This is a genomic window from Streptomyces sp. NBC_01268 (genome assembly GCF_036240795.1).
Taxonomy (GTDB): Bacteria; Actinomycetota; Actinomycetes; order Streptomycetales; family Streptomycetaceae; genus Streptomyces.
Window position 1 is genome coordinate 4,469,067 of record NZ_CP108454.1, and the last position, 26,215, is coordinate 4,495,281.

Consider the following 26,215-nt stretch of genomic DNA (forward strand, 5'->3'; position numbering starts at 1 on the left):
AGGGCGGGTCGCGGCGAGCCGGCTGACGTCGTGGTCGCGTGCCCCCCTCGCTCCACTCCGGCACCGTCGGACACTACCCGCTGATCGTCGGGTTGGCGAGAGGTGATCTTCCGGTAGGGGCTTTGCGGAGGTCGTCCAACAGGGCCTCCATATAGGGGAGTTCGGTGGCTTTCGGAGATGGCCGTTTGTTCGCTGAACGGTCAAGATCCAGCAGGGTTGGGCCTGTTGCCCCGGATCCCCCGCTATGGGCCGCTGACCTGCGGGGATGATGGGTCTCTCAAGTGCCTTGAACTGTGCGTGCGTTGGGCTCGTGGGGGCCGGAAAGTCTTGACAGTGCCGGAAGCCGCGATCTAGCTTGAGGCCCGTTGAGCTGCGGGGGAGGCGGTTCGCCGGGGAGATCCCGGGGACGTGTCCGAATGGCTCCCGCGGCGAGACGCGTCAGTGGCGCATCCTGCACCGCTCCGGTCGGCAACGACTGTATGGGGGATTTCAGATCTGATGTTCGACGACGAGAACGCCGAATACCTGGTCGTGATCAACGACGAGGCGCAGTACTCGATCTGGCCCGCGGCCCGCGATCTGCCGGCCGGCTGGGCGGCGGAGGGCGGACCCCGCTCCCGTACCGAGTGCCTCGATCACATCGAACTGGTCTGGACCGACATGCGCCCGAAGAGCGTGCGCGAGGCCCTGGAAAATGCCGGATCTCTTAGCGGACAGGGGAGTCGAATGGTTCTCTCACAGCTTGTGGACGCCGATGAACTGAAGGCCATGTCGCCGGAGGAGCTGCGCGAGATGCTGGCCAGCCTCGACGACGACGTGATCTACGGCGAGGACGGCGACGTCATCGAGCCCAACCCCGGTGGCGAAACGGTTTAGCGCATCGTGCGGCACCGGACGGGGTCACCCGTCCGGTCCGCTCGCCCTGCTCGGTTGACCTGAACGAAACGCCATTTGTCGCCCCCCAGGTGCGGCACTACGGGGAGTGGCAATGACGTCTGGTGCCCTGAGTTCTGTTTCCGCTGTCGTCGACCACGTCTTCGACCGCTATCCGCAGGTCGCCAGACGGGCCGGCCGCCATGACTTCGACGGCCGGCTGCCCGAGGTCGCGCCCGACTCGCCCGCCGTCCTCGACGGCCTGCTGGCCACCGTGACCGGGCACCTCGACGCCCTGCCGCGGGACGCCGACCCGGAGCTCCGTGCCGACCTCGGCACGGCGGCCCGGGTGCTCACCGACGAGCGGTTCCGGATCACCGGAGCGGGCCGGGTCCACCGCGGGCCCGACGCCTGGCTGGCCGAGACCGACCTCCACGTCTACCTGCGCGGTGACTACGCGCCGCTCGACGAGCGGATCGGCGCGCTCTCCCGCCACCTCGGCGCGCTGCCGGACTTCCTCGCGGCCACCGCGGAGACGCTCGGCCGCACCCTGCCGGCCGGCGAGCGCGTCGGCGGCGTCGAGAACGCCCGAGCCCGGGCGGTGTCCGTACGCGGCATGATCACCCGGCTCGTCGAGGCACGGCCCGAGTTGGCGGACGGCCCGCTCATGGAGCAGGCCGGCCGGGCGAGCGCGGCGTTCACGGCCTTCGCGGACGCGGTCGCGGCCACCCAGCCGGTCCGGGCGGTGCTCGGCCCCGAGCGGCTCGCCGCCTACCTGGAGGCCGCCGAAGGCGTCGACACCCCGGTGGACGAGCTGCTCGCCGAGGCGGCGGCCGAGGTCGGCAACCTCACCGCACGCCTCGACGCGCTCTCCGCCCGCCTGGGGGTGAGCACCCGGCAGGAGCTGTACGGCCTGCTGAGCGCCCGCCTCCCGGAGGGCTCGGTGACCGGCACGCTGGCGCGGATCATCGACCGGCTCCACGGGTTCTGGGCGGAGCAGGACGTCGTGACCCTGACCGGCACGCAGCGGCTCGACATCCGCCCCGTACGCGATCTGTCGACGTCCGCGGTGGTCGTCTTCGACACGGGCGGCCCGCTCGAGAAGGTGCCGCAGCCGCACGTGCTGCACGTCCCGGAGCCGCGCGATCCCGCCGCGCTCAGCGACTACCTGAACGAGCCGATGCTCGAGATGATCGCGGTGCACGAGGTCCTGCCCGGCCACTTCCTGCACCACGAGGCGACCCCCGGGCACGCGGGCCTGATCCGCCGCTGCGTGCCCTGGTTCCCCGGGGTCACCGAGGGCTGGGCGCACTACACCGAGGAGCTGGCGATCGAGCGCGGTCTCGCCGAGGACCGTCCGCTCGTCGAGGTGGCCGCGCTGCGGTTCGCCCTGGAGGCCGCCACCCGCCTGCTCGTCTTCCTCTCCGTCCACGCGGGGCGAAGCAAGTTCGGTGCCGCCGCCGCCGAGGCCGCCACGCTCTGCGCGTGGTCGCCGGAGCGCGCCGGCCGCGAGGTGCTGGCCACGGCCGCGCAGCCGGCCCGCGCCATGTACACGCTCGGAAAACTGCACATCAGGCGGTGGCGGGAGCTCTCCGGCGCGGCGGCCCCGGCCGCCGGTCCGAAGGCCTTCCACGACCGCCTGGTACGGGCCGGCAGCGCGCCGCTCTCCGTCGTCCGGCAGTACTGCCTCGACGACGGGGGCGACCGGCGCGACGGGAGCGACAGCCGCTCCGGCCGGCACAGCAACGACAGCAGCGTCTCTCACGCAACCGCATCCTGACCTACTGAAGGAGAACCTGTGACCGAGGTGACGGCCGAAGTCATGCCCGCCGAGGCATTCCCCGCGGACTACTGGGTCACCATCCCCGGTGGACCCTTCATCATGGGTTCCGACGAGCTCAGGGAGGACGGCAAGCCGCGCGCCGCCGCCCCCGAACACCGCGTCGACGTGCCGGAGTTCCGCATCGCCAAGCGCCCGGTGACCGTGGCGGATTTCCGTAAGTTCGTCGAGGCGACCGGCCACGTGACCGACGCCGAGAAGGCCGGCAAGAGCTGGGTGTGGATCGGCGACCCGGCCGTCATCATCCCGGACCAGGACTACCTGTGGAAGGCGATCGACGGCGCGACCTGGCGCACCCCGCGCGGCGTGGGCTCCACCGTGGAGGGCAAGGACGACCACCCGGTCACCCACGTCAGCTACGCGGACTGCATCGCGTACACCGAGTGGACCGGCACCCGGCTGCCCAACGAGGCCGAGTGGGAGAAGTGCGCGCGCGGCACCGACGGGCGCCGTTTCCCGTGGGGCGACGAGGAGCCCACCGCCGAGCACTGCAACCACACGATGGTGGTCGCCGACACCAGCCCCGTCGGCGCGTTCCCGAAGGCGGCCGGCCCGTACGGCGTCGAGGACATCACGGGCAACGTGTGGGAGATCATGTCCAACGGCTTCCACCACTACCCGTTCGACGAGAACAAGCCCCGCCGGGTCATCAAGACGCGCGCCGGCACCATCCCGCTGGGCGTGATCCGCGGCGGCTCCTTCTACAACAACCACGACCCCCGTGGCTGCCTGGCGTGGGTGCGGATCTACAACCTGCCGGACTACAGCTGCTACGACATGGGGTTCCGTGTCGCCGCCCGCTGAGACCGGCGGCCCGGAGCACCCGGGGCACCCGGAAGCCCCGCCGCGGGCGGCCCGGGTCGACCGGCTGCTGCTCGACCGGGCGGACGCGCTGCTGCGGGACCTGCCGAGGACCCGGGTGGTGCGGCTGCCGCACCCCGGGATCCGGCTCTACGCCAAGATGGAGTCGGAGAACCGCACCGGCAGCGCCAAGGACCGGGCCGCGATCTGGATCCTGCGCGAGGCCGTACGGCGCGGGGACATCACCCGGGACACCACGGTGGTCGAGTCGTCCTCCGGCAACTTCGCGCTCTCCCTGGCCTCGTTCCTGAACGAGCTGGACGTGCCGTTCGTGCCGGTCCTCGACCCGAACGTCAACGCGGCCACGGAGCGGACGCTGCGCCGCCTGTGCGCCCGGGTCGAGAAGGTCACCGAGCCGGACGGCACGGGCGGCTACCTGCTCAGCCGGCTCGGCCGGGTGGCCCAGCTGCGCGCCGAACTGCCGGACGTGTACTGGCCCGACCAGTACGCCAACCCGGACGGGGCGCGCGGCCACTACGAGCTGACCGCGGGCGAGCTGCTCGCCGACGTCGGCCGGATCGACTACCTGTTCGTCGGCGTCGGCACCGGCGCGACGGTCAACGGCCTGTCGCACCGGCTCGGCAAGGAGCAGCCGGACGCCCTGGTGATCGCCGTCGACGTCGAGGGCTCGGCGATCTTCGGTGCCCCGCCGGCCCGCCGGCTCATCCCGGGCATCGGGTCCAGCATCCGCCCGCCGCTGGTCGACGCGGCGTGGATCGGCAAAGTGGTCGTGCTGTCCGAGCGGGACGAGGTGGCCGGCTGCCGGGCGCTGCTGCACGACCACGGCATCTACGCGGGCGGCTCGACCGGCTGCGTGTACGCCGCGATCACCCGCCACTTCGAGGGGCACAGCGGCCCGGAGCCCGTGGTGGCGTTCCTGTGCGCCGACAACGGCGAACCGTACGCCGACACGGTCTACGCGGACGACTGGGTCGCCGAACACCTGACACCGGTCGCAACCAAGGGAGCATGAGCGTGACGACGAGCGTCTGGACGCCGCCGCCGGCCGACGAGGCGGCACTGGCCGACTGGCTGCGGGTGCGTGAGCCGGTCGAGCAGGCCCCCGGCGGCGGGGGCTGGCACGTCTTCGGCTACCAGGAGGTCAAGGACGTCCTCGCCGACCACGGCGCGTTCTCCAACGCCGTGGTGCGGCCGGTGTCCGACGACTCGCCGATGCGCCTGTACCGCAAGGGCAACCTGACCTGGATGGACCCGCCCCGGCACCGCAACCTGCGGGCGCTGGTCAGCCAGGCCTTCACCCCGCGGTACGTCGCCGAGCTGGAGCCGATGGTCCACGAGACCGTCGACACGATCCTGGCCGGCATCCGCGGCCGCGACGAGGTGTCCTTCGTCCGGGAGTTCGCCTCGCCGGTCGTGGCCACCGTCATCGCGCGGATGCTCGGCATCCCCGGCAACGGGCTGCGGCTCTTCCAGGAGTGGTCGCAGGCACTGCTCGCGCTGGCCGACCCGGGCGCCGAGCAGAACGGTCTGCAGACGGTGCTCACCAAGACGCAGATCGCCGAGGCGTTCCTGCACCGCTTCGTCGCCAAGCGGCGGGCCGCCCCGGCCGACGACCTGACCAGCGGGCTCATCGCGGCCGAGGTGGACGGCGAGCGGCTCGGCGACGAGGAGATCGCCGGGCTGATCGCGCTGCTGATGTCCACCGGGCAGGCCGCCACCCTCACGCTCGTGAACTCGATGATCGTGCTGGCCCGGCACCCGGAGTCGCAGGCCCTGCTGCGGTCCCGCCCCGACCTGCTGCACCAGACCATCGACGAGGTCATGCGCTACCGCTCCGAGACCACCCGGGTGGACCGCAAGACCACCCGGGCCGTGGTGGTCGGCGGGCACGAGATCCCGGCCGGGCAGACGGTGTCCGTGTGGATCGCGGCGGCCAACCGCGACCCGCGGGTCTTCGACCGCCCGGGGGTCTTCGACATCGAGCGCAAGCCCAACCCGCACATCGCGTTCGGCCACGGCATCCACTACTGCCTGGGCGCGCCGCTCGCGCGGGTGGAGATCCGGATCGCGCTGGCGAAGCTGCTCGACGCCACGACCGGGTTCACGATCGACCCGGCGGGCACCCGGCTGCTCGACCCCCGGCTCATGTTCGGCGCGAGCGAGGCGGCCGTACGGTTCGACTGGAAGGAAGCACGATGACCGGGTTCGGTCCCGGCGGCCTGGTCGCCCGGCTCGCCGAGCACGCCCTGAGCACCCCCGGGAAGGTGGCGCTGTCGGTCGCGCCGGTCGGCGGGGGAGACCGGGTCGACCTGTCGTACGCCGAGCTGACCGCGCGGTCGCGCGCCGTCGCCCGCGCGCTGCTGGCGAAGGTGCGGCCCGGTGCGCGGGTGCTGCTGCTGTTCCCGACGGCGCCGGAGTTCGCGCCCGCGTTCCTCGGCTGTCTCGCCGCCGGCGTGGTCGCCGTGCCGGTGCCGCTGCCGCTGGACGAGGGCGCGCAGCGGCGGGTCCTGAACGTGGCGCGGGACTGCGACGTCTCGCTGGTGGTGTCGCTGTCCTTCGTACGGGACTTCGTGCTGGCCGGTGAGGACCCGGAGCTGCGCGCGTTCGCGGAGGCGCACGACTGGCTGCTCGCCGACCGGGTCGGTGCGACCGCCGGGGACGCGGCGGACTCCGGGTTCGACGACGGGGCCGGGCTGCCCGTCGCGGGCGCCGACGACATCGCCTTCCTCCAGTACACCTCGGGCTCCACCAGCACCCCGCGCGGTGTCGTCGTGACGCACGGCGCGCTGATGCACAACGAGGCCGCGATCCAGCGCTCGTTCGGCGTGCGGCAGGACTCCACGATCGTCAGCTGGCTGCCGCTCCACCACGACATGGGCCTCATCGGCGCGATGCTGCAGCCGCTGTACAGCGGGGCCAGGGGCGTCGTCCTCGACCCGCTGTCGTTCCTGCGGAGCCCCGCGAGCTGGCTGCGGACGATCAGCGAGGAGGGCGCCGACATCAGCGGCGGGCCCAACTTCGCGTACGACCTGTGCGTCCGGAAGGTCACCGAGGAGGAGAAGGCGGGGCTCGACCTGTCCCGCTGGCGGGTGGCGTTCAACGGTGCCGCCCAGGTCTACCCGCGCACCCTGCGCGCCTTCTCGCAGGCCTTCCGCGACACCGGCTTCCGTGCCGAGGCGCACCTGCCCTGCTACGGCCTGGCCGAGTCGACGCTGCTCGTCACCACCGTCGCCCCGGGTGTCTCCCGTACCTTCGAGGACGGCCGGGAGCTGACCGCGTACCGGCTGCCCGACCATGCCGACGTGCGGGTCGTCGACCGCGAGAGCGGCGCCGAGGTGACCGCCGGGGAGGTCGGCGAGATCGCCGTCGCGGGCGGCAGCAACGGCACCGGCTACTGGGGGCAGGAGCCCTTCGGGGAGTTCCTGCGCACCGGTGACCTCGGCTTCCGCGACGGCGAGGAGCTGTTCGTCGTCGGGCGCAGCAAGGACCTGATCGTCCAGCGCGGACGCAACATCTACCCGGAGGACCTGGAGGCCGACGCGGGCGTCTGCGACCCCGACGTCCGGCCCGGCCGCACCGCCGTGTTCGGCGTGGAGAACGAGCCCGCCGAAGGTGCCGACGCCGCCGACGGCGACGAGTCGGTCGTGGTGTGCCAGGAGGTGCAGCCGCGGACCGCGCCCGCCCGGTACGGCGAGATCGCCGCCCGGGTGCGGGCCACGCTCTCGCGGGTCCACGGCGTCACCGCGCGCACGGTCCTGCTCGTGCCGCCCGGCACCATCACAAAGACGTCCAGCGGAAAGGTCCAGCGGTACGCGGCACGGCAGCGGCACCTCGCCGGTGAGCTGCCCGTGCTGCTCGCCGACACCCTGACCGGCCGCGGCTCCTCGCTGACCGAGCGGCTGGCCGGCGCCCCGCTGACGGCCGCGCTCTGCGCCCACATCGGGGAGCTGCTCGGCCTTCCGGAGGCCCCGGCGCCCGACGCGTCCCTCGCCGACCTGGGCGCCGACTCGCTCACCGCCGTGCGGGTCCGGCAGGACCTCGCGGACGCGCTCGGCGTCGAGCTGGCGCCGACGGTCGCGCTGCGCGCGGGCTCGATCGGCGAGCTCGCCGCGCTCGCCGAGGCGGCCGGCGCGGCCCCCGCGCCCGCCGCGGCCGGAGCGACCGGCACGACCCCTTCGCCCGCCTCCGCCGAGGGGCCGGGCGGCTACGCGCTCAACGCCTCGCAGCGCGCGCTGTGGTTCCTGCACCGGGCCGCGCCCGGCGGCGACTACAACGTGACCCGCGCGTTCCGCGTCACCGGCACCGTCGAGCCCGAGGCGTTCCGCACCGCGCTGGCCGCCGTCGCCGACCGGCACCCGAGCCTGCGCCTGGCGCTCACCACCCGCGACGGCGCCCCGCACGCCGAGGTCCGCGACCCGTCCGGCGCCGACGCGGCGACCGTCGACCTGGTGACCGTCGACGCCCGCACGTGGGACGCGGACCGAGAGGGCGACTGGTACCGGGAGTTCGCGACGCGCCCGTTCGACCTGGCCGCCGGCACCCCGCTGCGCGCCGCGCTGCTGCGCCGCGACGCCGACTGGCTGTTCGCCCTGTCGCTGCACCACCTCGTGTGCGACGTGTCGTCCTTCGCGCTCGTCGTCGCCGACCTGGCCGCCGCGCTCGACGGGGAGACCCTCGCCCCCTCCGCGGTGCCCGCCCCGGCGCCGGAGCCCGACCACGGCGCCTTCTGGCGCGCCGAGCTCGACGGCGAACTGCCCACGCTGACCCTGCCGAACCTCGGCGCGACCGCGGCGCCCTCGCCCGGCGCGGCCCGCGAGTCGCTCGCCTTCTCCGTGCCCGCCGCGCCGCTGGCCGCGTACGCCCGCGCGCACGGCCTGACCCTGCACAACCTGCTGCTCGCCGCCTACCAGGTGCTGCTGCACCGCCTGTCCGGACAGGCCGACCTGCTCGTGGGCGTCCCGTACGCGGGGCGCACCGACCGGGCCCGCGCCGACTGGGTGGGCTACCTGGTGAACGTGGTGCCGGTCCGCTCGGCGTACAGCGCGCTGACGCCGTTCGGCGCGTTCGCCGCCGCCACCCACCGGCACGTCCTCGACGTCCTCGACCACGCGGACCAGCCGCTGTCGGAGATCGTGCGGACGGTCAACCCCGACCGCGACTCGGCGACGGCCACCGTCTTCCAGGCCATGTTCACCTGCTACACCGCCTCCCTGCCCGGCGCGGCGGCCGTGGTGACGGGCGACGAGCGGGCCGCGCTGCCCGCCGGTGCCGCCACCCTGCACGGCCACCGGGTCCCCGACCACACCACGCAGTCCGACCTCGGGCTCAACGTGGCGGTCCGCGACGACGTGCTGGACTTCCAGCTCCAGTACGACGACGCACGGGTCACCCGCGAGCAGGCCGAGCTGGTGGCCCGCACGCTGCCGACACTGCTCGCCGGGATCGGCGCGGACGGTGACGGGCCGCTGCCGCTGCTCACCCCGGACGAGGCCGCGGTGCTCCTCGCGCGGGCCGTCGGCCCCGACGTGCCGAGGCCGGAGAACTACCTCGACTCCTTCGAGCGCTGGGCCGACCGCACCCCGGACGCCGTCGCCGTCGACGACGGCACGGTCACCCTGACCTACGCCGAGCTCGACGCCCGCGCCAACCACGCGGCCGAGCGGCTGCGGGCGGCCGGGGTGGCCACGGACCGCACCGTCGTGATGAGCGCGGACCGCTCGGCCGACTACCTGGTCGCTTTGGTCGCCCTGCACAAGGCCGACGGCGCGTACGTGCCGATCAGCCCGCGCGAGGCGCCGCTGCGCGCCGAGGCGATGGTCGAGGCGGTACGGCCGGCCGCGATCATCGCGACGCCGTCGGGCCGCCATCTCTTCGGCGACCGCCCGGTGTTCGACCTGGCCGAGCTGGCCTCGGGCAGCAGCACCACGCGGCCGCCGCGGCTCTGCCACGAGCACGCCACCTCGACGATCATCCACACCTCCGGCTCCACCGGGGTGCCCAAGGCGGCCGTCTCCACGAACTACGGCGTCACCAACCACATGTGGCAGATGGCGGAGCACTTCGCGCTCACCGAGCACGACTGCGTCGCCCAGACCGCCCCGGTGTCCTTCGACATCTCGGTGTGGCAGCTGCTCACCCCGATCATGATCGGCGGCCGGGTGAGGATCGTGCCCGAGCCGGACTCGCAGTCGCCCGCGAGCCTGCTGAAGGCCGTCGCGGACGGCGGCGTGACCATGCTGGAGCTGGTGCCGTCCAACATCGTGGCCCTGCTCGACGCCGGTCTCGCCGCGAGCCCGGGCGCGCTGCGGGTGATGCTGTCCACGGGCGAGTCGCTGACCCAGGACGTGCTGCGGCGCTGGGTGCGCGAGCTGCCCGCCATCCCCGTGCACAACGCGTACGGGCCCGCCGAGTGCACCGACGACGTCACGGCGGGGCTGTGCGGTTCCGGCCCGGACGGGCCGCTGACCACCGCCGTCGGCCTGCCGCTCGCCAACACCACGGTGCACGTCCTCGACGAGCACCTGCAGCCCGTGCCGGCCGGCGTGGTCGGCCTGCTGTACGTCGGCGGCGGGGCGGTCGGGCGCGGCTACCGCGGCAACCCGCGGCGCACCGCCGAGATGTTCGTGCCCGACCCGTACGCGGCCGGGCCCGGCGGGCGCCTGTACCGGACCGGCGACCTGGGGCGGGTCAACGCCGACGGGGACCTGGAGTTCCTGGGCCGGGCCGACACCCAGATCAAGATCCGCGGCCAGCGGATCGAGGTCGGCGAGGTCGAGTCCGCGCTGCGCCGCTGCCCCGGAGTCGTCGAGGCGGCGGTGAAGGTGCACACCGGACCGGCGGGCGCCTCGCTCGTCGGCTACGTGTCCCGGCCCGGCGGCCCCGAGGGCCCGGCGGCGGTCCTCGACCTCGACGAGGACGAGCGCTTCCGCGCCGTGCTCGCCGAACGCCTGCCCCGGCACATGATCCCCACGATCATCGCCGAACTCGGCCGGCTGCCCCGCTCCAAGAACGGCAAGGTCGACTACCGGTCGCTGGAGTTCACGGCGCCGGAGACGACCCGGACCAGCGCCGGCCTCGACGACCCGCTCGCCGCGACCGTCCGCTCGCTGTGGGCGGAGCTCCTCGAACGGGCCGAGGTCGGCTGGGACGACAGCTTCTTCCAGCTCGGCGGCCACTCGCTGCTCGCCCTCACGATGATCGACCGGGTCGCCGCGCTGCTCGGCGTACGGCTCGAGGTCGACGCCGTGTTCGCCCGGCCGCGGCTGCGGGACTTCGTCGCCGCCGTCCGCGAGGCCGACCCGGCGACCGCCCGGCACACCGCGGAGCGGCCCCCCGCCGACCCGACCGCGCCGGTGCCGGCGAGCGCCGCGCAGCAGCGCTTCTGGTTCCTCCGGGAGATGGACCCCGACTCGCCGACGTACAACATGCCCGGCGTGCTGCGGCTGCGCGGCGACCTGGACGAGGAGGCGCTGGAGACGGCGCTGCGCGACACCCTGGCCGCGCACCCCGTGCTGCTCGCCCGGTTCGCCACCGACGGCGGCGAGCTGACCTGGACGGCCCGTCCGGCGGAGGAGTTCGCGCTCGACCGCCTGGACCTGCGCGGCCCGGTGGCCGAGCTCGGCGACGAGGTCTTCGACCGGCTCGTCGCCGACGAGGCGGCGGTCGTCGCGGACCTGCGGCGCGAGCCGCCCTTCCGGGCGCTGCTCGCGCGGCTCGGGGAGCGCGACTGGGGCCTCTTCGTGAACATCGACCACATCGCGTGCGACGGCTGGTCCCTCACCGTGTTCCTGAGCGGCCTCGCCGACCGCTACAACGGACTGAAGCCCCCGGCGTCGGGTTACGGCTTCGCCGACTACTGCCACGACGAACGCTCCTGGTGGGAGAGGCGCGACCGGACCGAACTGGCGGCACTCTGGCAGGACGTGACCGGACGTCGGGCCGCGCTCGCGCCGCTGCCGGACCGGGCCGCGCCGCCCGCCCCGGACGAGGAGGAGGCCGGCAAGCACACCGACGTCCTCGACGCCGGACTCGGCGCCGCCGTGCGCGAGCTCGCCGGATCCGCCGGCGTCACCCCGTACATGGTGTTCGCGACCGCCCTGGCCGCGCTCGCCCACAGCGGGTCGGACGAGCGGGAGCTGGTCATGCTGGGCACGCTCATCGCCCAGCGCGACCGGCCCGAGTGGCGGCAGGTCGTCGGCCCGCTGCTGAACGTGTCGGTGCTGGCCGTGGAGCTGTCCCCGGCCGACCCGGTGAGCGAGGCCCTCGCCGCCGTGCGCGCCGGGGCGCTGCGGGCCTACCGCTGCGCCCACGTGCCCTTCCAGGAACTGGTGCCGCTGCTGACGCCGACACCCGACGGGGACGGCTCCCCGTTCGACGTGATGCTCGTGATGCAGCCGCCCGGCACCCCCGTCGAGCTGGCCGGCCTGGAGGTCGAGCCGACCGACCTGGACGCCGCGTCGGCCCCGTACCCGCTGCTCGTCGACGTCGAGGAGCGGGACGGCGGCTACCGCGTGTCCTACCGCTACCGGACGGGCAGGTTCGACGCGGCCGGCGTCGCCGAGCTCGCCGACCGGGTGCGCACCACGGTCCGCGCGCTGGTCACGGCCGGTGCCGCACCCCTCGCCGAGCTGGTTCCCGCGGGCACCGCGGCCGAAAGGAGCTGAACATGACCGAGCCGGTCGTGCGTCCCCTGCTGTCGCGGTTCGCCGCCGCCCTCGAACGGGACCCCGGCGCGCCCGCCGTGGTGGCCGACGGGGTCACCACCAGCTACGCCGCGCTCGACGCCACGGCCCGCGGGCACGCGGCGGCGCTGCGGGCCGCCGGCGCGGGGCCCGAGACGATGGTCGCGCTGGTCGCCGACCGCGGGCCCGGCTACGTCGCGATGATGCTCGGCACGCTGCTCGCCGGTGCCGCGTTCGTCCCCGTGGAGCCGAGCGTCCCGGTCGGGCGCGCCCACCAGATGTGCGCCGGGGCCGACGTGCGGGTGCTGCTCGTCGCCCCGGGGCACGAGGAGTTCGCCGCCGCGATCGCGGGTGGCCTCGACCCGGCGCCGGCGGTGCTCGTCGCCGGGGAGCCGGCCGCCGGGGAGCCGGGGGGCGCGCCGGGCGCCGTGGCCGGGCGGCCGCGGGACGGGCTCGCGTACGTGATCTTCACGTCCGGGTCGACCGGTACGCCCAAGGGCGCCATGGTCCAGGACGGCGGCATGGACAACCACATCGCCGCCAAGATCGTCGACCTCGACCTGGGCCCGGCCGACTCCATCGGCCTCACCGCCCCGCTCTCCTTCGACATCTCGGTGTGGCAGACGCTCACCTCGCTCACCGTCGGTGCCCGCGTCGCCGTCGCCTCCCCGCGGAACATCGCCGAACCCGCCGAACTCGTCGCCTGGGTGCGGCGGCACGGCGTCACCGTCCTGGAGATCGTCCCGTCCTTCCTCGCCGTGCTCACCGCGCAGCTCGACGACGAGATGCGGGCCGGGCTCTCCTCGCTGCGCTACCTCGTCGCCACCGGCGAGGCGCTGCCCGGCGCCGTCGCCACCCGCTGGTACGAGCACTGCCCGGACATCCCGATCGTCAACGCCTACGGTCCCACCGAGTGCTCCGACGACGTCACCCACCACATGGTGACCGCCGAGGAGAGCGCCGCCCGCGCCTGGCCGTCGATCGGGCGCGAGGTCCTCAACACGCGCCTGTACGTGGTCGACGCCGACGGGCGCGAGCTGTCCACCGGCACCGAGGGCGAACTCCTCGTCGGCGGTGACGGCGTCGGCCGCGGCTACATCGGCGACCCGGTGCGCACCGCGCTCACCTTCGTCCCCGACCACCTGTCCGGCACGCCCGGCGCCCGCCTGTACCGCACCGCCGACCGCGCGAGCCGCGCCGCCGACGGCACGATCGACTTCCACGGGCGCCGCGACCGCCAGGTGAAGATCCGGGGCCACCGGGTCGAACTCGGCGACGTCGAGGCCCAGTTGCTGCGGGTGCCCGAGGTGCAGTCGGCGGCCTGCGTGTACACCGGCGGGCGGCTGCGGGCGTTCGTGACGCTGAACGCCGAGGCCGACGTCCTCACCGCCGTGCGCGCCGTCGCCCCCGCCTACCTCGTCCCGCACGAGGTGACCGTCCTCGACCGGCTGCCGGTCAACACCTCCGGGAAGATCGCCTACCGGGCGCTCGAGGACCTGCCGTCCACCGGGACCCCGGCCCGAGCCGAGGCCTCCGCGCCGGGCACGGCGGTGGCCGCCACCCTGGACACCGTCCGCGCCCTGATCGCCGAGACCCTGCGGGTGGCGGCCGTCGGGCCGGACGACGACTTCTTCATCGCCGGCGGTGACTCGCTGACGGCGATGACCCTCGTCTCCACCGCCCGCACCCGCTTCGACGCCGAGGGCACCTCCCTGCGCGCCTTCCTGTCCCGGCCGACCGCCCGCGGCCTGCTCGCCGCGGTCGAGGCGGCGGAACCCGTCGCCCCGCACGAGGACACCGGCCCGGCCGGCACCCTCTCCTCCGGGCAGGAACGCCTCTGGTTCTTCGAGCAGCTGCACCGCAAGAAGGCGCCCAACCTGCTGATCCTCTCGCTCGACCTGCGCGGGCGGCTCGACCGGGACGCGCTGCGCCACGCGCTCGCCGCGATCGTCGCCCGGCACGAGCCGCTGCGGACCGTCTTCACCCAGGAGCGCGGCATCCCCAAGGCCGTCGTGCGGCCCACGGCCGAGATCGTCCTGGAGGAGGGCGCGACGGGCGACTTCGCGATCTCGGCCCGCACCCCCGAGCCGCCCCTGACCACCGCCCGCCTCGAACGGGTCGCGGACGACCACCACGTGCTCACCTTCGCGATGCACCACCTCGTCGCCGACGGCTGGTCCCTCGAAGTGCTCAAGCGGGACATCGCCGAGTACTACGAGCGCTACCTCGCCGGCGACGCCGAAGTGCCCCTGCCCCGCACCTCGTTCTCCCGCTACGTGGACGCCGAACGGGGCTGGCTGGCGGGCCCGGACGCCGAGGAGTGCACCCGCTACTGGACCGGCCTGCTGGCGGGCGCGCCGCCCGCGATCGACCTGCCGCTGGACCGCCCGCGCCCCGCCAAGCCGGCCTTCGTCACCGACCACGTCGTCACCCACCTCACGGCCGAGGAGACCGCCGCGCTCGCCGCGACGGCCCGCGCCCACGGCGCCACCCCGTTCATGGCGGTGCTCGCCGCCTCGTACGTCGTGCTCCGGGACGCCACCGCCGCCACCGACCTGGTGCTCGGCATCGACTCGGTCAACCGCTCGTGGCCGGGCAGCGAGGAGCTCATCGGCACCTTCGTGAACCAGCTGCCGGTCCGCTTCTCGCCCGGCACCGCCCCGACCTTCGGCGAGCTCCTCGACCTGGCGCGGGTGCGGGTGCTCGGCGCGCAGGAGAACGACCGGCTGCCCTTCCACAAGCTGGTCGCGGCCGTGAACCCGCCGCGCCAGGCGGGCCGCTTCCCGCTGTTCCAGGTCAAGGTCACCCACCAGGGCGCCTGGCGCACCGGGATGGCCCTGAAGGACCTGGAGGTCGTGCCGCGCGAACTGGCCGACCCCGTCATGGACCTGGACCTGATGATCGACGTCTCCGGCGAGAACGACCGGCTGCGCCTGGAGGTCCTGTTCTGGCCGGAGGTGCTCGACGCCTCCACGGTCGGTGGCTGGACGACGGCGCTGGCCGAGGTGCTGCGGGCCGGCGCGGCGAACCCCCACGCGGTACTGGCACTCGGTGAGAGGTGAGGAAGATGTCCACTCAGGATCAGGTCGCCGCGGTCTGGCGTGAAGTGCTGGAGCTGGAGACGGTCCCCGTCGACGAGGACTTCTTCGAGCTCGGCGGCCACTCCATGCTCGCGGTGCAGGCGCTGTACCGGCTCTCCGAGCTCACCGGCGTCGAGCTGGAGCTGGCGGACTTCTTCGAGCTCGGCACGATCGAGGAGATCGCCGTCGAGCTGGACCGCCTCATCGCCGAACGGCCCGCCGCCGAACCGGTCTTCGAGGGAGAGCTGTGACCGCACGGGACCTGTTGCGCCGCCTGGACGACCTCGGCGTGACGCTCACCCTCGCCGACGACCGGCTGCGCTACCGCGGCCGGGGCGAGACGCCGCCGCCCGAGCTGCTCGCCGAGATGAAGCGGCACCGGGACGAACTGGCCGACCTGGTCGGCCGCCGCGAGCGGCTGACCTGGCCCCCGGTGTCCGCGGGGGACACCGGGCCGCTGACCGCCGCCCAGCGCTCGCTCTGGGCCACCACCTACTTCGCCGAGGACGGCACCTACAACCTGTGCGCGGCCCTGCGGCTGCGCGGCCCCCTCGACCGCGACGCGTTCACCGCCGCGCTCCGCGACATCCACGACCGGCACCCGTCGCTGCGCACCCGCTTCCCGGTGACGGGCGGCGAGCCCCGGCAGCAGGTCCTGCCCGCCGTGGAGCCCCCGCTCGTCGTGACCGACGCGCCCGACCTGGACGCGTGCGCGGCCGAGTGCGCCCGCCTGGCCGACGAGCCGCTGGCCCTGGACACGGCACCGCCGGTCGTGATGCGGCTGTTCCGGATCGGGGGCGGGGCCGACGCCGAGGGCGCCGCGCCCGCCGGGCAGGACGCCGGGCACGACGCCGACGACCACGTCTTCTTCTTCGTCCTCCACCACGTCATCGCCGACGGCTCCTCCTTCGACCCGCTCCTCGACGACCTGGCGCGCTGCTACGCGAGCCGGGTCGCGGGCGAGGAGCCGCCGCCCGCCGCCGCCTCCGTCGGCATGGTCGACTACGCGCGCTGGGAGGCCGACCGGCTCGCCTACGCCGACCTGTCGGACGCCCGCCGCTACTGGCGCGAGCGGCTCGACGACGCCTCGCTGGGCGCGCTGCCGCTGCCGCCGCCGCGCGACGGGGCCGTGCCGGAGCGGGGCCGCGCCCACCAGGCCGTCGTCCCGGCCGACACCACCGCCGCGCTGCGGCTGCTCGCCGAGCGGAGCAGGGCGAGCCTGTTCACCGTGGTCTCCACCGGCGTGGCCGTGGCACTGGCCCGGTCCACCGGCCGCGAGGACCTCGTGGTCGGCATGCCGACCTCCCGCCGCGACCGCACCGGTCTCGAGCGGGTCGTGGGCCTGCTGCTCGACATGGTGCCGGTGCGCCTCGACGCCACCGCCACCGCGCCGTTCACCGAGCTCGTCCGCCGCACCCGGACCGCCGTCCTCGGGGCCGTGCGCCACGCGCCCGTTCCCGACGGGGTGGCCGGCTCCGGCGCCACGTTCAACGTCATCCTCACCGACCTCGGCGCCACCCCGCCCGCGCCCGTCTTCCCGGGGCTCACGATCGAGCCCGTCGAGGTCGAGCAGGTCGGCGCCAAGTACGACCTGAACTTCCTGGTCCGCGACGACGGCGACACCCTCACCGTCGAGATCGAGGCGGACCGGCGGGCCGTCGCCGACGCGGACGCCGCAGCGATCGGCGCGACCGTCGTCGCCGTGCTCACCGCCGCCGCGGCCGACCCGTCCGCCCCGGTCGCGACGCTCGCCGCCGGTGCCTTCGGGGTGGCCGCGCCCGGGGCCGTCGCCGCGCCCGACCGGGTGCCGCGCGCCGACGAGTCGCTGACCGGGCGCCTCGCCGAGCAGGCCCGTACGCGCGGGGAGGCGGTCGCCGTCACCGCGCCCGAGGGCGCCCTGTCGTACGCGGAGCTCCAGGCCCGGGTCGAGGCGACCGCGGGCGGGCTGCGGTCCCGGGGCATCGGCGCCGGCCAGGTCGTCGCGGTCTCGCTGCCGCGCGGCCTGGACCTGGTCGTCGCGATCCTCGGGGTGATGGCCTCGGGCGCCGCCTCGCTCGTGCTGCACGAGTCCTGGCCCACCGCGCGGGTGACCGACGTCCTCGACGACTCGGGCGCCCGGCTCACGATCACCGAGGACGCCACCGTCCCGGGCGTCCGCGCCACGCTCGCCGAACTGGCCCTGGAACAGGCACCCTTGGCTGCGGTCCCGGCGCACGCCGCCGCGTACGTGATCTACACCTCCGGGTCCACCGGCCGCCCCAAGGGCGTGCGGGTCACCCACCACAACGTGCTCAGCCTCCTCGACGCCACCGCCGGCGGCTACGGCCTCGGCCCGGACGACGTGTGGACGCTCTTCCACGCCTGCTCGTTCGACGTCTCCATGTACGAGATGTTCGGCTGCCTGCTGCACGGCGGGCGGCTCGTCGTGGTGCCGCGGCTGACGACGTGGGAGCCGGAGGAGTTCGCCGAACTCTGCGCCCGCGAGCGGGTCACGGTGCTCAGCCAGACGCCGTCCGCGCTCACCGTGATGCTCCCCGCGCTCGCCGCCCGCCCCGACGCCACCGCGCACATCCGCTACGTGCTGTTCGCGGGTGAGGCACTCGACCGGCGGCTCGTCGAGCGCTGGTACGAGGAGATCGGCGACCGGACCCAGCTCGTCAACATGTACGGGATCACCGAGACGACCGTGCACGCCTCCTGGCGCCTGCTGCGCCCCGAGGACGTACGGACCGCCGAGTCGGACATCGGCACCCCGCTGCCCGGCACCGCGCTGCACGTCCTGCACGACGACGGCGTGCCGGTCGCCGACCGCTGCGTCGGCGAGATCTACGTCGGCGGCCCGCAGGTCAGCGACGGCTACCTCGGCCGGCCCCGGGAGACCGCCCTGCGGTTCCTGCCGGACCCCTTCACCGACGTGCCCGGCGCCCGCATGTACCGCTCCGGCGACCTCGCCCGGCGCAACGGCACCACCCTCGCCTACCTCGGCCGCCGCGACCGGCAGGTGCAGGTCAACGGCTTCCGGGTGGAGCTCGCCGAGATCGAGGCCGCGCTCTCCGCCCGCCCCGGCGTGGACGCGGCCGGAGCGGCCGTCACCACCGACGACAGCGGCGCCCACCTGGTGGCCGTCGTCGTCCCCGCCGCCGGTGCCGCGCCCGAACCGGCGGACCTCCTCGCCGCGGTGCGCACCACGCTGCCCCGCTACATGGTGCCGCGCACCGTCGCCGTCGTGGACGCGCTGCCGCTGACCACCAACGGCAAGCTGGACCGCACGGCCGTGGTCGCCGCCGCGTCCGCCGCCACGACCGGTACGCCGACCGCCCCCGAGCCCGGCGCCCTGCCCGTCGGCGTTCGCGAGACGGTGCTGCTGGACCTGTTCCGCGAGGTCCTCGGCGATCCCGCCGTGGGCACCGCCACCGACTTCTTCGACGCGGGCGGCGACTCCATGCGCGCCATCCGCCTGGTCGGCCTCGCGAAGGACCGGGGACTCGGCCTGACCGTCCAGGACGTGTACGCCGCGCCGACCGTCGCCGCCCTCGCGCCGCTGGCCGCCGAGGGGGCCGAACCGCCCGCCGCGCGCGAGCCGTTCGCCCTGCTGCCGGCGCCGGCCGCGACCGGCTTCGCGCCCGACGTCGTCGACGCGTTCCCGATGACCGCCCTGCAGTCCGGGATGATCTACCACCAGGAGATGGCGCCCGGCGCCCGCGTCTACCACATCATGCTCAGCTACCGGGTGCGCGGAGCGATGGACCCGGCCGCCTTCCGGGCCGCCGCGCAGGCCGTCACCGACGCGCACCCGATCCTGCGCACCAGCTTCGACCTCGCCAACGCGCTCGGCCCCGTGCAGCGCGTCCACAGCGGCGTCACCGTGCCGGTCGACTTCGAGGACCTGACCCGGCTCGGCGACGACGCGCAGCGGGAGCGGATCCGGCAGGTCGTGGCGCGCGAGACCGCCACCGACTTCGACCTGTCCGCGCCGCCGCTGCTCCGGCTCGTCGTGCTCACCACCTCGGCCGACGACTACCAGCTGATCTTCACCCACCACCACGCCATCCTCGACGGCTGGTCGGTGAACATCTTCTTCGAGGACCTCCAGGCCCAGTACCAGGCGCTGCTCGCCACCGGCACGGCCCCGCCGCTGCCCCGCCCGCGCACCGCGTTCGGCGACTACGTGGCCCTGGAGCAGCGGGCCGTGGCCGACGCGGGGCACCGCGCGTTCTGGGCGGGCCGCACCGCCGGCAAGGCCCGGCTGGTCGCCCCGGACCGCACGGGTGCGCCCGTGATGCGCCAGCACCACGCGCACTTCACCGGACAGCTCGACGCGCTGCGCGCCACCGCGGCGCGGCTCGGCGTGCCGCTGAAGGCGCTGCTGGCCGCCTCGCACCTGCGGGTCGTGTCCTGGCTGACCGGCGCCGACTCCGTGGGCACCAGCATGGTCGTCGCCTGCCGCCCCGAGACCCAGGACTCCGACCGGGTCCTCGGCCTCTTCCTCAACCAGCTGCCGCTGCGGGTGGCGCTCGAAGGGCAGACCTGGGCGGAGCTGGCGGCGCGCGCCCACGAGGAGGAGCAGGAGGTCATCCGGCACCGCTGGTACCCGAACGCCGCGATCCAGAGCGCGTACGGGCCGGAGCCGATGTTCGACTCCAGCTTCAACTTCACCGACTACCACAACACCCGGCAGATGGTCCGGGACGGCGCCCTCCAGCTGCTCGACGCCGACGAGCTGGAGTCCACCCACTACGCGTACAGCTCGGCCTTCACCGTCGACGTCCGCACCCAGGAGCTGCGGCTCCTCATGGAGTACGACGCGGCGGCACTGCCCGAGAGCACGCTGGTCCTCGCGGCGGAGGCGCACCGCCGGGCGCTCGCCGCGATCGTCGCCGACCCCGACCGCCCCTTCCGCGACACGGAGCTGCCGGGGATCGCGGACCTGGCGCGCCTGATGGCCTCGGGCACGGCGCCCGTGGCCACGGCGCCCGTCGTCACGGCGTCCGTGGCCCCCGCCGCGGTGCCCCCCGCCGTCGTGGCCCCGCTCGTCCCGGCCCCGCGCCCCGTGCCCGTACCCGCCGTCTCCGCCCCGACCGGGTCGGACCTGGAGGCGGACGTGCGGGCCGTGTGGACCGAGGTCCTGGGCGTCCGGGAGCTCGACGCCACGACCTCGTTCTTCGACGCGGGCGGCGACTCGCTCACCGCGATGCAGGTGGTCAGCAGGCTCCGCGCCCGGCACGGCGCCCTGTCCATGCGGACGTTCATGGCGGCACCCACCGTCGCGGGCCTCGCCGAGGCCCTCGGAGGCGGTACCGCGCCGCAGCCCACGGCCACGGCTACGGCGACTGCGACGCAGGCCGCGCCGTCCGGCCGCCACCCGCTCTCCCTCGCGCAGCGCCAGATGTGGGAGATCGCCGGCCGGCTGCCCGGCGTCGGCCTGTTCGGGATGGCGGGCGCGCTGAGCGCCGACGGGCCGCTCGAACTGCCCCTCCTGGAGCGCACCTTCGCCGAGCTCGCCGCCCGGCACGAGGCGCTGCGCACCCGCATCGAGGACACCGCCGACGGCCCCGTGCAGGTGGTCGAGGAGCGGGTCACGGTCGCCGTCGACGTCAACGACCTCAGTGCCGAGGCGCACCCGGACCGGGCCTGCGAGAAGCTGATGGCCGCCGCCGCGCGCGAGCCGCTGCCGTTGGACCGGGCGCCGCTCATGCGGGTCGTTGTGCACCGGCTGGCCGCCGACCGGCACGTGATCTTCCTGAACATCCACCACATCGTCTGCGACGGCTGGTCGCTCACCCTGCTGCTGTCCGACGCGGCCCGGATCTACCGCGAGCTGGCCACCGACGGCACGCTCGCGCCCCGGCCGGTCCCGCGCGGCAGCGGCTGGCTGGCCCGGGACCGGGCCGACTGGCTCCGCAGCGGGGAGGCGGCGCGCCAGCGCGCGTTCTGGCTGGACCGGCTGACTCCGCCGTGGGGCGCGCTCGCGGACGGCCCCGGCAGCCGCTTCGCCGAGCTGGGCACGGCCACGTTCGTGCAGCGCCTGCGGTCGGCGTCGACCCGGGCGACCCTGTCGGCCGAGGACATGGCCGCCGTACGGGCCGCCGCGCGCAAGCACGGCATGACCGACTTCATGCTCGTGCTCGCCGCGTACGCGGCGACGCTGCGGGCGTGGAGCGGGCAGCGGGACATCCGGATCGCCACCATGCTCGCCAACCGGGTCGAGCCCGGCCTGGACGAGGTGGTGGGGCTGGTCGCCAACACGGTCGTGCTGCGCCTGCTGCTCGACGACCCCGATCCGGTGGCGGTCGGCCGGCAGGCCCGCGAGGTCTGCGTCGCCGCGCTCGACCACCAGGAGCTGCCGTTCGAGGAGGTGCTCTCCGGGATCCGCGAGCGGCACCCGGAGGCGGGCCCGGTCTTCGAGGCGATGCTCGTCGCGCAGGAGGAGACCCCGGCCGCCGCTCCCGGCGACGGCCTGGTCTTCGCCCCGTACCGGTCCGAGCGCGACGTGCTCGGCGCCCGGGTCGTGGCCACCGCGTCGGACTTCGTGGTGGGGATCGCCCCGATCGGCGGCGAGCTGCTGTTCGAGCTGCGCTACAAGCCGGCGACCACGCCGGACGCGCTGGCCGCCGAGCTGCTGACCGCGATCACGACCGCCGTGCGCGACACCGCGGCGGCCCTCCTGGAGACCCCGTGACGGCTTGCCCCGCCCACCGTCCGCGCCTGCGCCGCCTGTGGCTGCTGCCCACGGCGCGGGTGGCGGGCGCCGGGGGCGCGGCGGGCCTGGTGCTCGCCGCGGGGCTGCTCGCCGTGCCGTGGGCCTCGGCGGGCGTGCTGGTGGCGGCCGTGGCCGGCGTCGCCGGGTACGCGTACCGCAACCGTGCCCGGCTCGCGGTCGAGCGGCGGCTGCTGCGGGCGCTGCGGGAATCGGCGCCGTGCTGCCCCGGGGACGTCGAACTGCCGGGCCTGGAGGGCCCGGTGCGGGCCGAGAGCACGGGCGACGGGGTCACCCGGATCACGGCGGAGAGCGAGCACGACGCGGTCCGCGCCCTCGGGTACGCGATGGGCCGGGACCGCGGTTTCCAGCTGGACCTGATCCGGCGCAGCGGCGCCGGGCGGCTCGCGGAGGTGTGGGGGCGGGCCGCCGTGCCCGCCGACACCGAGTACCGCAGGCTCGGTCTCGCCGGGACCGCGCGGACCGCGACCGAGCGGCTCGACCGGCCCGAGCGGGAGCTGCTCGAAGCCTTCGCCGAGGGGGTCAACGCGGCCTACGCGGCGCAGACCCCGTTCGAGTGCCGCTTCCTGTCCTACCGGCCGCGGCCGTGGCGGGTCGAGGACAGCGTGCTCACCTCGCTCGTGCTGTTCCACTCCCTGTCCTTCAACGAGCAGGCCAAGCGGGCCGAGGCGGTCGTGCGCCGGGCGCTGCCCGGGCCCGTCGCCGACTTCCTGCTGGCCGGCGCCGAGGACCCGGAGCCGCCCGAGGGCCTGGCCCGGCACCGCGCCGACGCGGGCGAGGCGGACCTGGTCGCCCTCGACCGGGCCGTCGCGGGGTCCAACTGCTGGATCGCCCCGGGCGACGGGCAGCCGCTGCTCGCCTGCGACCTGCACCTGGCGCTCGGCCTGCCCAACGTGCTCTACGAGGTCGACCTGGCCTGGCCGGGCACCCGGCTGCGCGGGCTCGCGAGCCCCGGGCTGCCGGTCGTCCTCACGGGCACCAACGGGCGGATCGCCTGGGGTGTCACCAACCTCACCGCCGACGTGCTCGACCTCGTCCCGGCCGGTCAGGACCTGCGCACCCGCACGGAGCGCATCCGCGTCCGGGGCGGGAAGCCGGTCGACGTGGACGTCACCACGGACGGCACCATGCCCGTGTCGGAGACCCCGCTGTGCGGCGAGAAGGTCGCCGTGCGGTGGACGGGCCACGACCCGCGCGCCGCCGACCTCCGCTTCGGGCGCCTCGCCCGCGCCGGGGACCTGGACGAGGCCGTCGCGGTCCTCGACGGCGCGCACGGCGTTGCCCTCAACGTCCTCGTCACCGACCGGCACCGCGGCGCGCACCTGGCGACCGGCCTGCTGCCGCGCCGCCCGGCCGGCACCCCGCGCACCGACCCGGCCGAGGGGCACCTCACCGGTCCCGAGCGCCCGCGGATCACGGACCCCGCCGACGGGATCCTGGTGTCCGCGAACGACGCCGGGCTGCCCGAGGACACGTTCCGGATCGGCCTCGACCTGGACCCCGGCCACCGGGCCCGCCGCATCCGCGAGGTCCTGGGCGCGGCCCCCCGGCACGACGCGGCCGGGATGCGCGCCCTCCAGCACGACGTCGCCGCCGGGCTGTACGCGGCCTACCGGGACCTCGCGGTGGCGGCGCTGCCGCCCGGGGACCCGCTGCGCGCACTGCTCGCCGGGTGGGACGGCACCGCGTCGACCGGGTCCCGCGCCTTCGGCGTGCTGGTGCGGCTGCGGGAGACCCTCGCGGGGCGCGTCCTCGCGCCGTACCTCGCCGTCTGCCGGGAGCACGATCCCGCGTTCCGCTTCCCGTTCCGCACGCTCGACCGGCCGCTGCTCGCGATCCTGCGGGCCCGCGACCCCGCCCTGCTGCCCGCCGGGACGCGCGACGTCGACGGCTTCGTCGCCGCGTGCGTACGGGCGGCGGCGGGGGAGCGTCCGAAGCCGTGGGGGCGTCTCAACCGGGTCGGTCTGGGGCACCCGTTCGCCTCGCTGGTGCCGTGGGCGAACCCCGTGCTCGGCATCCGCCCGCGCCCGCAGGCGGGGATGCTGCACACCGTCCGTACGGCCGTCCCGGGCTTCGGCGCGGCCGGGCGCGTGGTGGTGAGCCCGGACGCGCTGCTCTCCGTGGAGCTGCCCGCCGGGCAGTCCGGGCATCCGCTCAGCCCGCACTACGCGGACCGGCACGGGCGCTGGGCGGACCTGCCCCCGTCCCCGTCGAGGACGGGCCGTCCCGGCTGCGGGTACGCCCTCCGCCCGCCCGGGACGTGAGGGCGTGCCCGCGGCCGCCGGGGACGGCCGTCCAGGCGCTACGCCGGGAGCTCGGCCACGTCGCCGAAGTCCCGGCGGATCTCGGCGAGCAGGGACTCCGGCGCGGAGAGGAACTCGAAGTGTCCGCCGGGGAGTTCGACGAACCGGTGGTCCGCCGTGGTGTCCTGCCAGCCGCCCATGAGCTTCGAGGGGATCTCGGGGTCCTCGGTCCAGCCGATCGAGGTGATCCCGGCCGGCAGGGTGAACAGGCCGGGCGCGTAGAGCTTGTTGGCGTCGATGTCGTTGACGAGCACTTCGAGGCCGGTCTCCAGGAGCGGCCCGCTGGGCTCGCCGCCGAGGTTCACGATGATGTGCTCGAGTTCGGTGCGCAGCCCGTCCCGGTCCAGCTCCAGCAGGCGCCCGTACGGGCCGTCCTGGGGGGCGACCTGGGACGAGACGTAGATCCGGGTGGGCAGCGGCAGGCCGGCGGCGGCGAGCTGCCGGGTCACCTCGACCCCGGGAAGCGCTCCGCCGCAGTGCCCGAAGAACGCGAACGGGCGGTCCAGGTAGGGCGTCAGGTACTCGATGAGCCCCTCCGCCATGTTCTCGTACGTGCCGTAGTGCGGCTCGGCGATGCGGTTCTGCCGGGCGGGCGGCTGGATCAGGCAGACGTCGATCGCGCCGATCCGGCGCGGCCAGGCCTGGTACATCGAGGCGCCGCAGCCCGAGTAGGGGAACAGGAAGAGGCGGGCCGCGGCCTCCGGGTCCGGGCGGCGCAGCAGCCAGCGCGGCGGCTTCTTGGGACGGGGCGCTCGATCAGTCATGCGGACGACCGTAAGCGAAGTCGGCTGGACGCTTCAAGGACTCAACTGCCTTGGCCCGTACGGAGAAAGACCGAGAAAGGACGAATGTCATGCAGGATCTGACCACCCCGCTGCGCTACCTCGACGGGGCGACCGTCGCCGAGCTGTGCGAGCGGATCGACCCGCTCGAAGTCGTCACCGAGGCCTTCCTCGGCGTGCGGGCGGGGCGCTCCGGGGTGGCCCCCGAGGCGGCGCTGCGCTGGACCGCCCCGGACGGGACCGCGGCCCGCAGCCTCATCCTGCCCGCCCGGCACGAGGGCAACTACGGCAGCAAGATCATCAACGCCTGCATCGGCAACGTGGACCGCGGCCTGCCCCGCGCGGCCGGGCTGATCGTGCTGTACGACCCGGAGACCGCCGCCCCGGTGTGCCTCATGGAGGGCGCCCGGATCAGCGCCCTGCGCACCGCCGCGGTCTCCCTGGCGGCGCTGCGGGCCGTCCGCCCGCTGTCCACGGTGGACCGGGTGGCGCTGCTCGGCTGCGGGCGCCAGGGGCGCACCCACCTCGACCTGCTGGCCGCCCGCGGCGCGGTGAAGTCGGTGGTCGCCTACGACCTGTCGCCCGGCCGGGCCGAGGCCTTCGCCGAGGAGCTGCGGGCCTCGCTGCCCGGGATCGAGGTCGAGACCGTCACGGACCCGGAGGCGGCCGTCCGCTCGGCGCCGGTCACCATCGCCGCGACGACGACCACCACCTCGTACGTGCCCCTCGCCTGGCTGCCGGAGGGCTCCGTCTTCGTCAACGTGTCCCTGGACGACGCCGACGAGGACGTCCTGCTCGGCGCGGACCACCTGTTCGTCGACGACTGGCACCTGGTGAGCGAGGACGACACCCGGCTGCTCGGGCGTCTGGCGCAGGCCGGCCGCGCCACGGCGCCCGGCACCACGGCCCCGGGCGCCCGGCCGGTCGACGCGGATCTCGCCACCCTGCTGTCCGGCGGCTACACCCGCCCGATCGGCGCCGCCGACCGCACGGTGATCAATCCGTTCGGCATGGGCGTCCACGACGTGGCCCTCGCGGCGCGGGTCCACGCGGCGGCCCGCGAGGCGGGCACGGGAGTGCTCCTTCCCCGGTGAGCGGGGCCGTCGAGGCCGGTCC

12 protein-coding genes are annotated in these 26,215 nt (G+C 75.0%); 11 read left to right on the top strand and 1 reads right to left on the bottom strand.

Annotated features, from left to right (window positions below; genetic code table 11):
- Window positions 1–498 precede the first annotated feature (498 nt).
- From OG309_RS19960 to OG309_RS20005, 10 genes are all read left to right on the top strand, one after another.
- Window positions 499–876 carry an MbtH family protein gene (locus OG309_RS19960; RefSeq protein ID WP_329422674.1) on the top strand — a complete coding sequence of 126 codons (378 nt, stop codon included), beginning with the start codon at window positions 499–501 and terminating at the stop codon, window positions 874–876.
- Between the two features lie 112 nt (window positions 877–988).
- Window positions 989–2,653, top strand: a complete 1,665-nt coding sequence (locus OG309_RS19965; protein ID WP_329422676.1) for a DUF885 family protein — start codon at window positions 989–991, stop codon at window positions 2,651–2,653.
- Between the two features lie 18 nt (window positions 2,654–2,671).
- Window positions 2,672–3,517 carry a formylglycine-generating enzyme family protein gene (locus OG309_RS19970; protein ID WP_329422677.1) on the top strand — a complete coding sequence of 282 codons (846 nt, stop codon included), beginning with the start codon at window positions 2,672–2,674 and terminating at the stop codon, window positions 3,515–3,517.
- Complete coding sequence (locus OG309_RS19975; protein ID WP_329422679.1) at window positions 3,501–4,547, top strand: pyridoxal-phosphate dependent enzyme; 1,047 nt, start codon at window positions 3,501–3,503, stop codon at window positions 4,545–4,547. The genes OG309_RS19970 and OG309_RS19975 overlap by 17 nt, the downstream gene beginning before the upstream one ends.
- 2 nt (window positions 4,548–4,549) lie before the next feature.
- Window positions 4,550–5,734, top strand: a complete 1,185-nt coding sequence (locus OG309_RS19980; RefSeq protein ID WP_329422680.1) for a cytochrome P450 — start codon at window positions 4,550–4,552, stop codon at window positions 5,732–5,734.
- Window positions 5,731–12,198 carry a non-ribosomal peptide synthetase gene (locus tag OG309_RS19985; protein ID WP_329422681.1) on the top strand — a complete coding sequence of 2,156 codons (6,468 nt, stop codon included), beginning with the start codon at window positions 5,731–5,733 and terminating at the stop codon, window positions 12,196–12,198. The genes OG309_RS19980 and OG309_RS19985 overlap by 4 nt, the downstream gene beginning before the upstream one ends.
- 2 nt (window positions 12,199–12,200) lie before the next feature.
- Window positions 12,201–15,278 (top strand): amino acid adenylation domain-containing protein, encoded by a 3,078-nt coding sequence (locus OG309_RS19990; RefSeq protein ID WP_329422682.1) that lies wholly within the window; start codon window positions 12,201–12,203, stop codon window positions 15,276–15,278.
- A 5-nt stretch (window positions 15,279–15,283) separates the two neighbouring features.
- Entirely contained in the window at window positions 15,284–15,547 is a 264-nt protein-coding gene (locus OG309_RS19995; protein ID WP_329422683.1) for a phosphopantetheine-binding protein, read from the top strand.
- Window positions 15,544–21,975 carry a non-ribosomal peptide synthetase gene (locus OG309_RS20000; protein ID WP_329422685.1) on the top strand — a complete coding sequence of 2,144 codons (6,432 nt, stop codon included), beginning with the start codon at window positions 15,544–15,546 and terminating at the stop codon, window positions 21,973–21,975. Before OG309_RS19995 ends, OG309_RS20000 begins: the two co-directional genes overlap by 4 nt.
- Complete coding sequence (locus OG309_RS20005) at window positions 21,972–24,278, top strand: penicillin acylase family protein (RefSeq protein WP_329422686.1); 2,307 nt, start codon at window positions 21,972–21,974, stop codon at window positions 24,276–24,278. Before OG309_RS20000 ends, OG309_RS20005 begins: the two co-directional genes overlap by 4 nt.
- Window positions 24,279–24,316: 38 nt before the next feature.
- On the opposite strand, the gene OG309_RS20010 is transcribed toward OG309_RS20005, so the two are convergent.
- Complete coding sequence (locus OG309_RS20010; RefSeq protein WP_329422687.1) at window positions 24,317–25,081, bottom strand: thioesterase II family protein; 765 nt, start codon at window positions 25,079–25,081, stop codon at window positions 24,317–24,319.
- A gap of 89 nt (window positions 25,082–25,170) precedes the next feature.
- Here OG309_RS20010 and OG309_RS20015 point away from each other — a divergent pair, with 89 nt between their 5' ends.
- Window positions 25,171–26,193, top strand: a complete 1,023-nt coding sequence (locus OG309_RS20015) for an NAD(P)-binding domain-containing protein (protein ID WP_329422688.1) — start codon at window positions 25,171–25,173, stop codon at window positions 26,191–26,193.
- Window positions 26,194–26,215 lie beyond the last annotated feature (22 nt).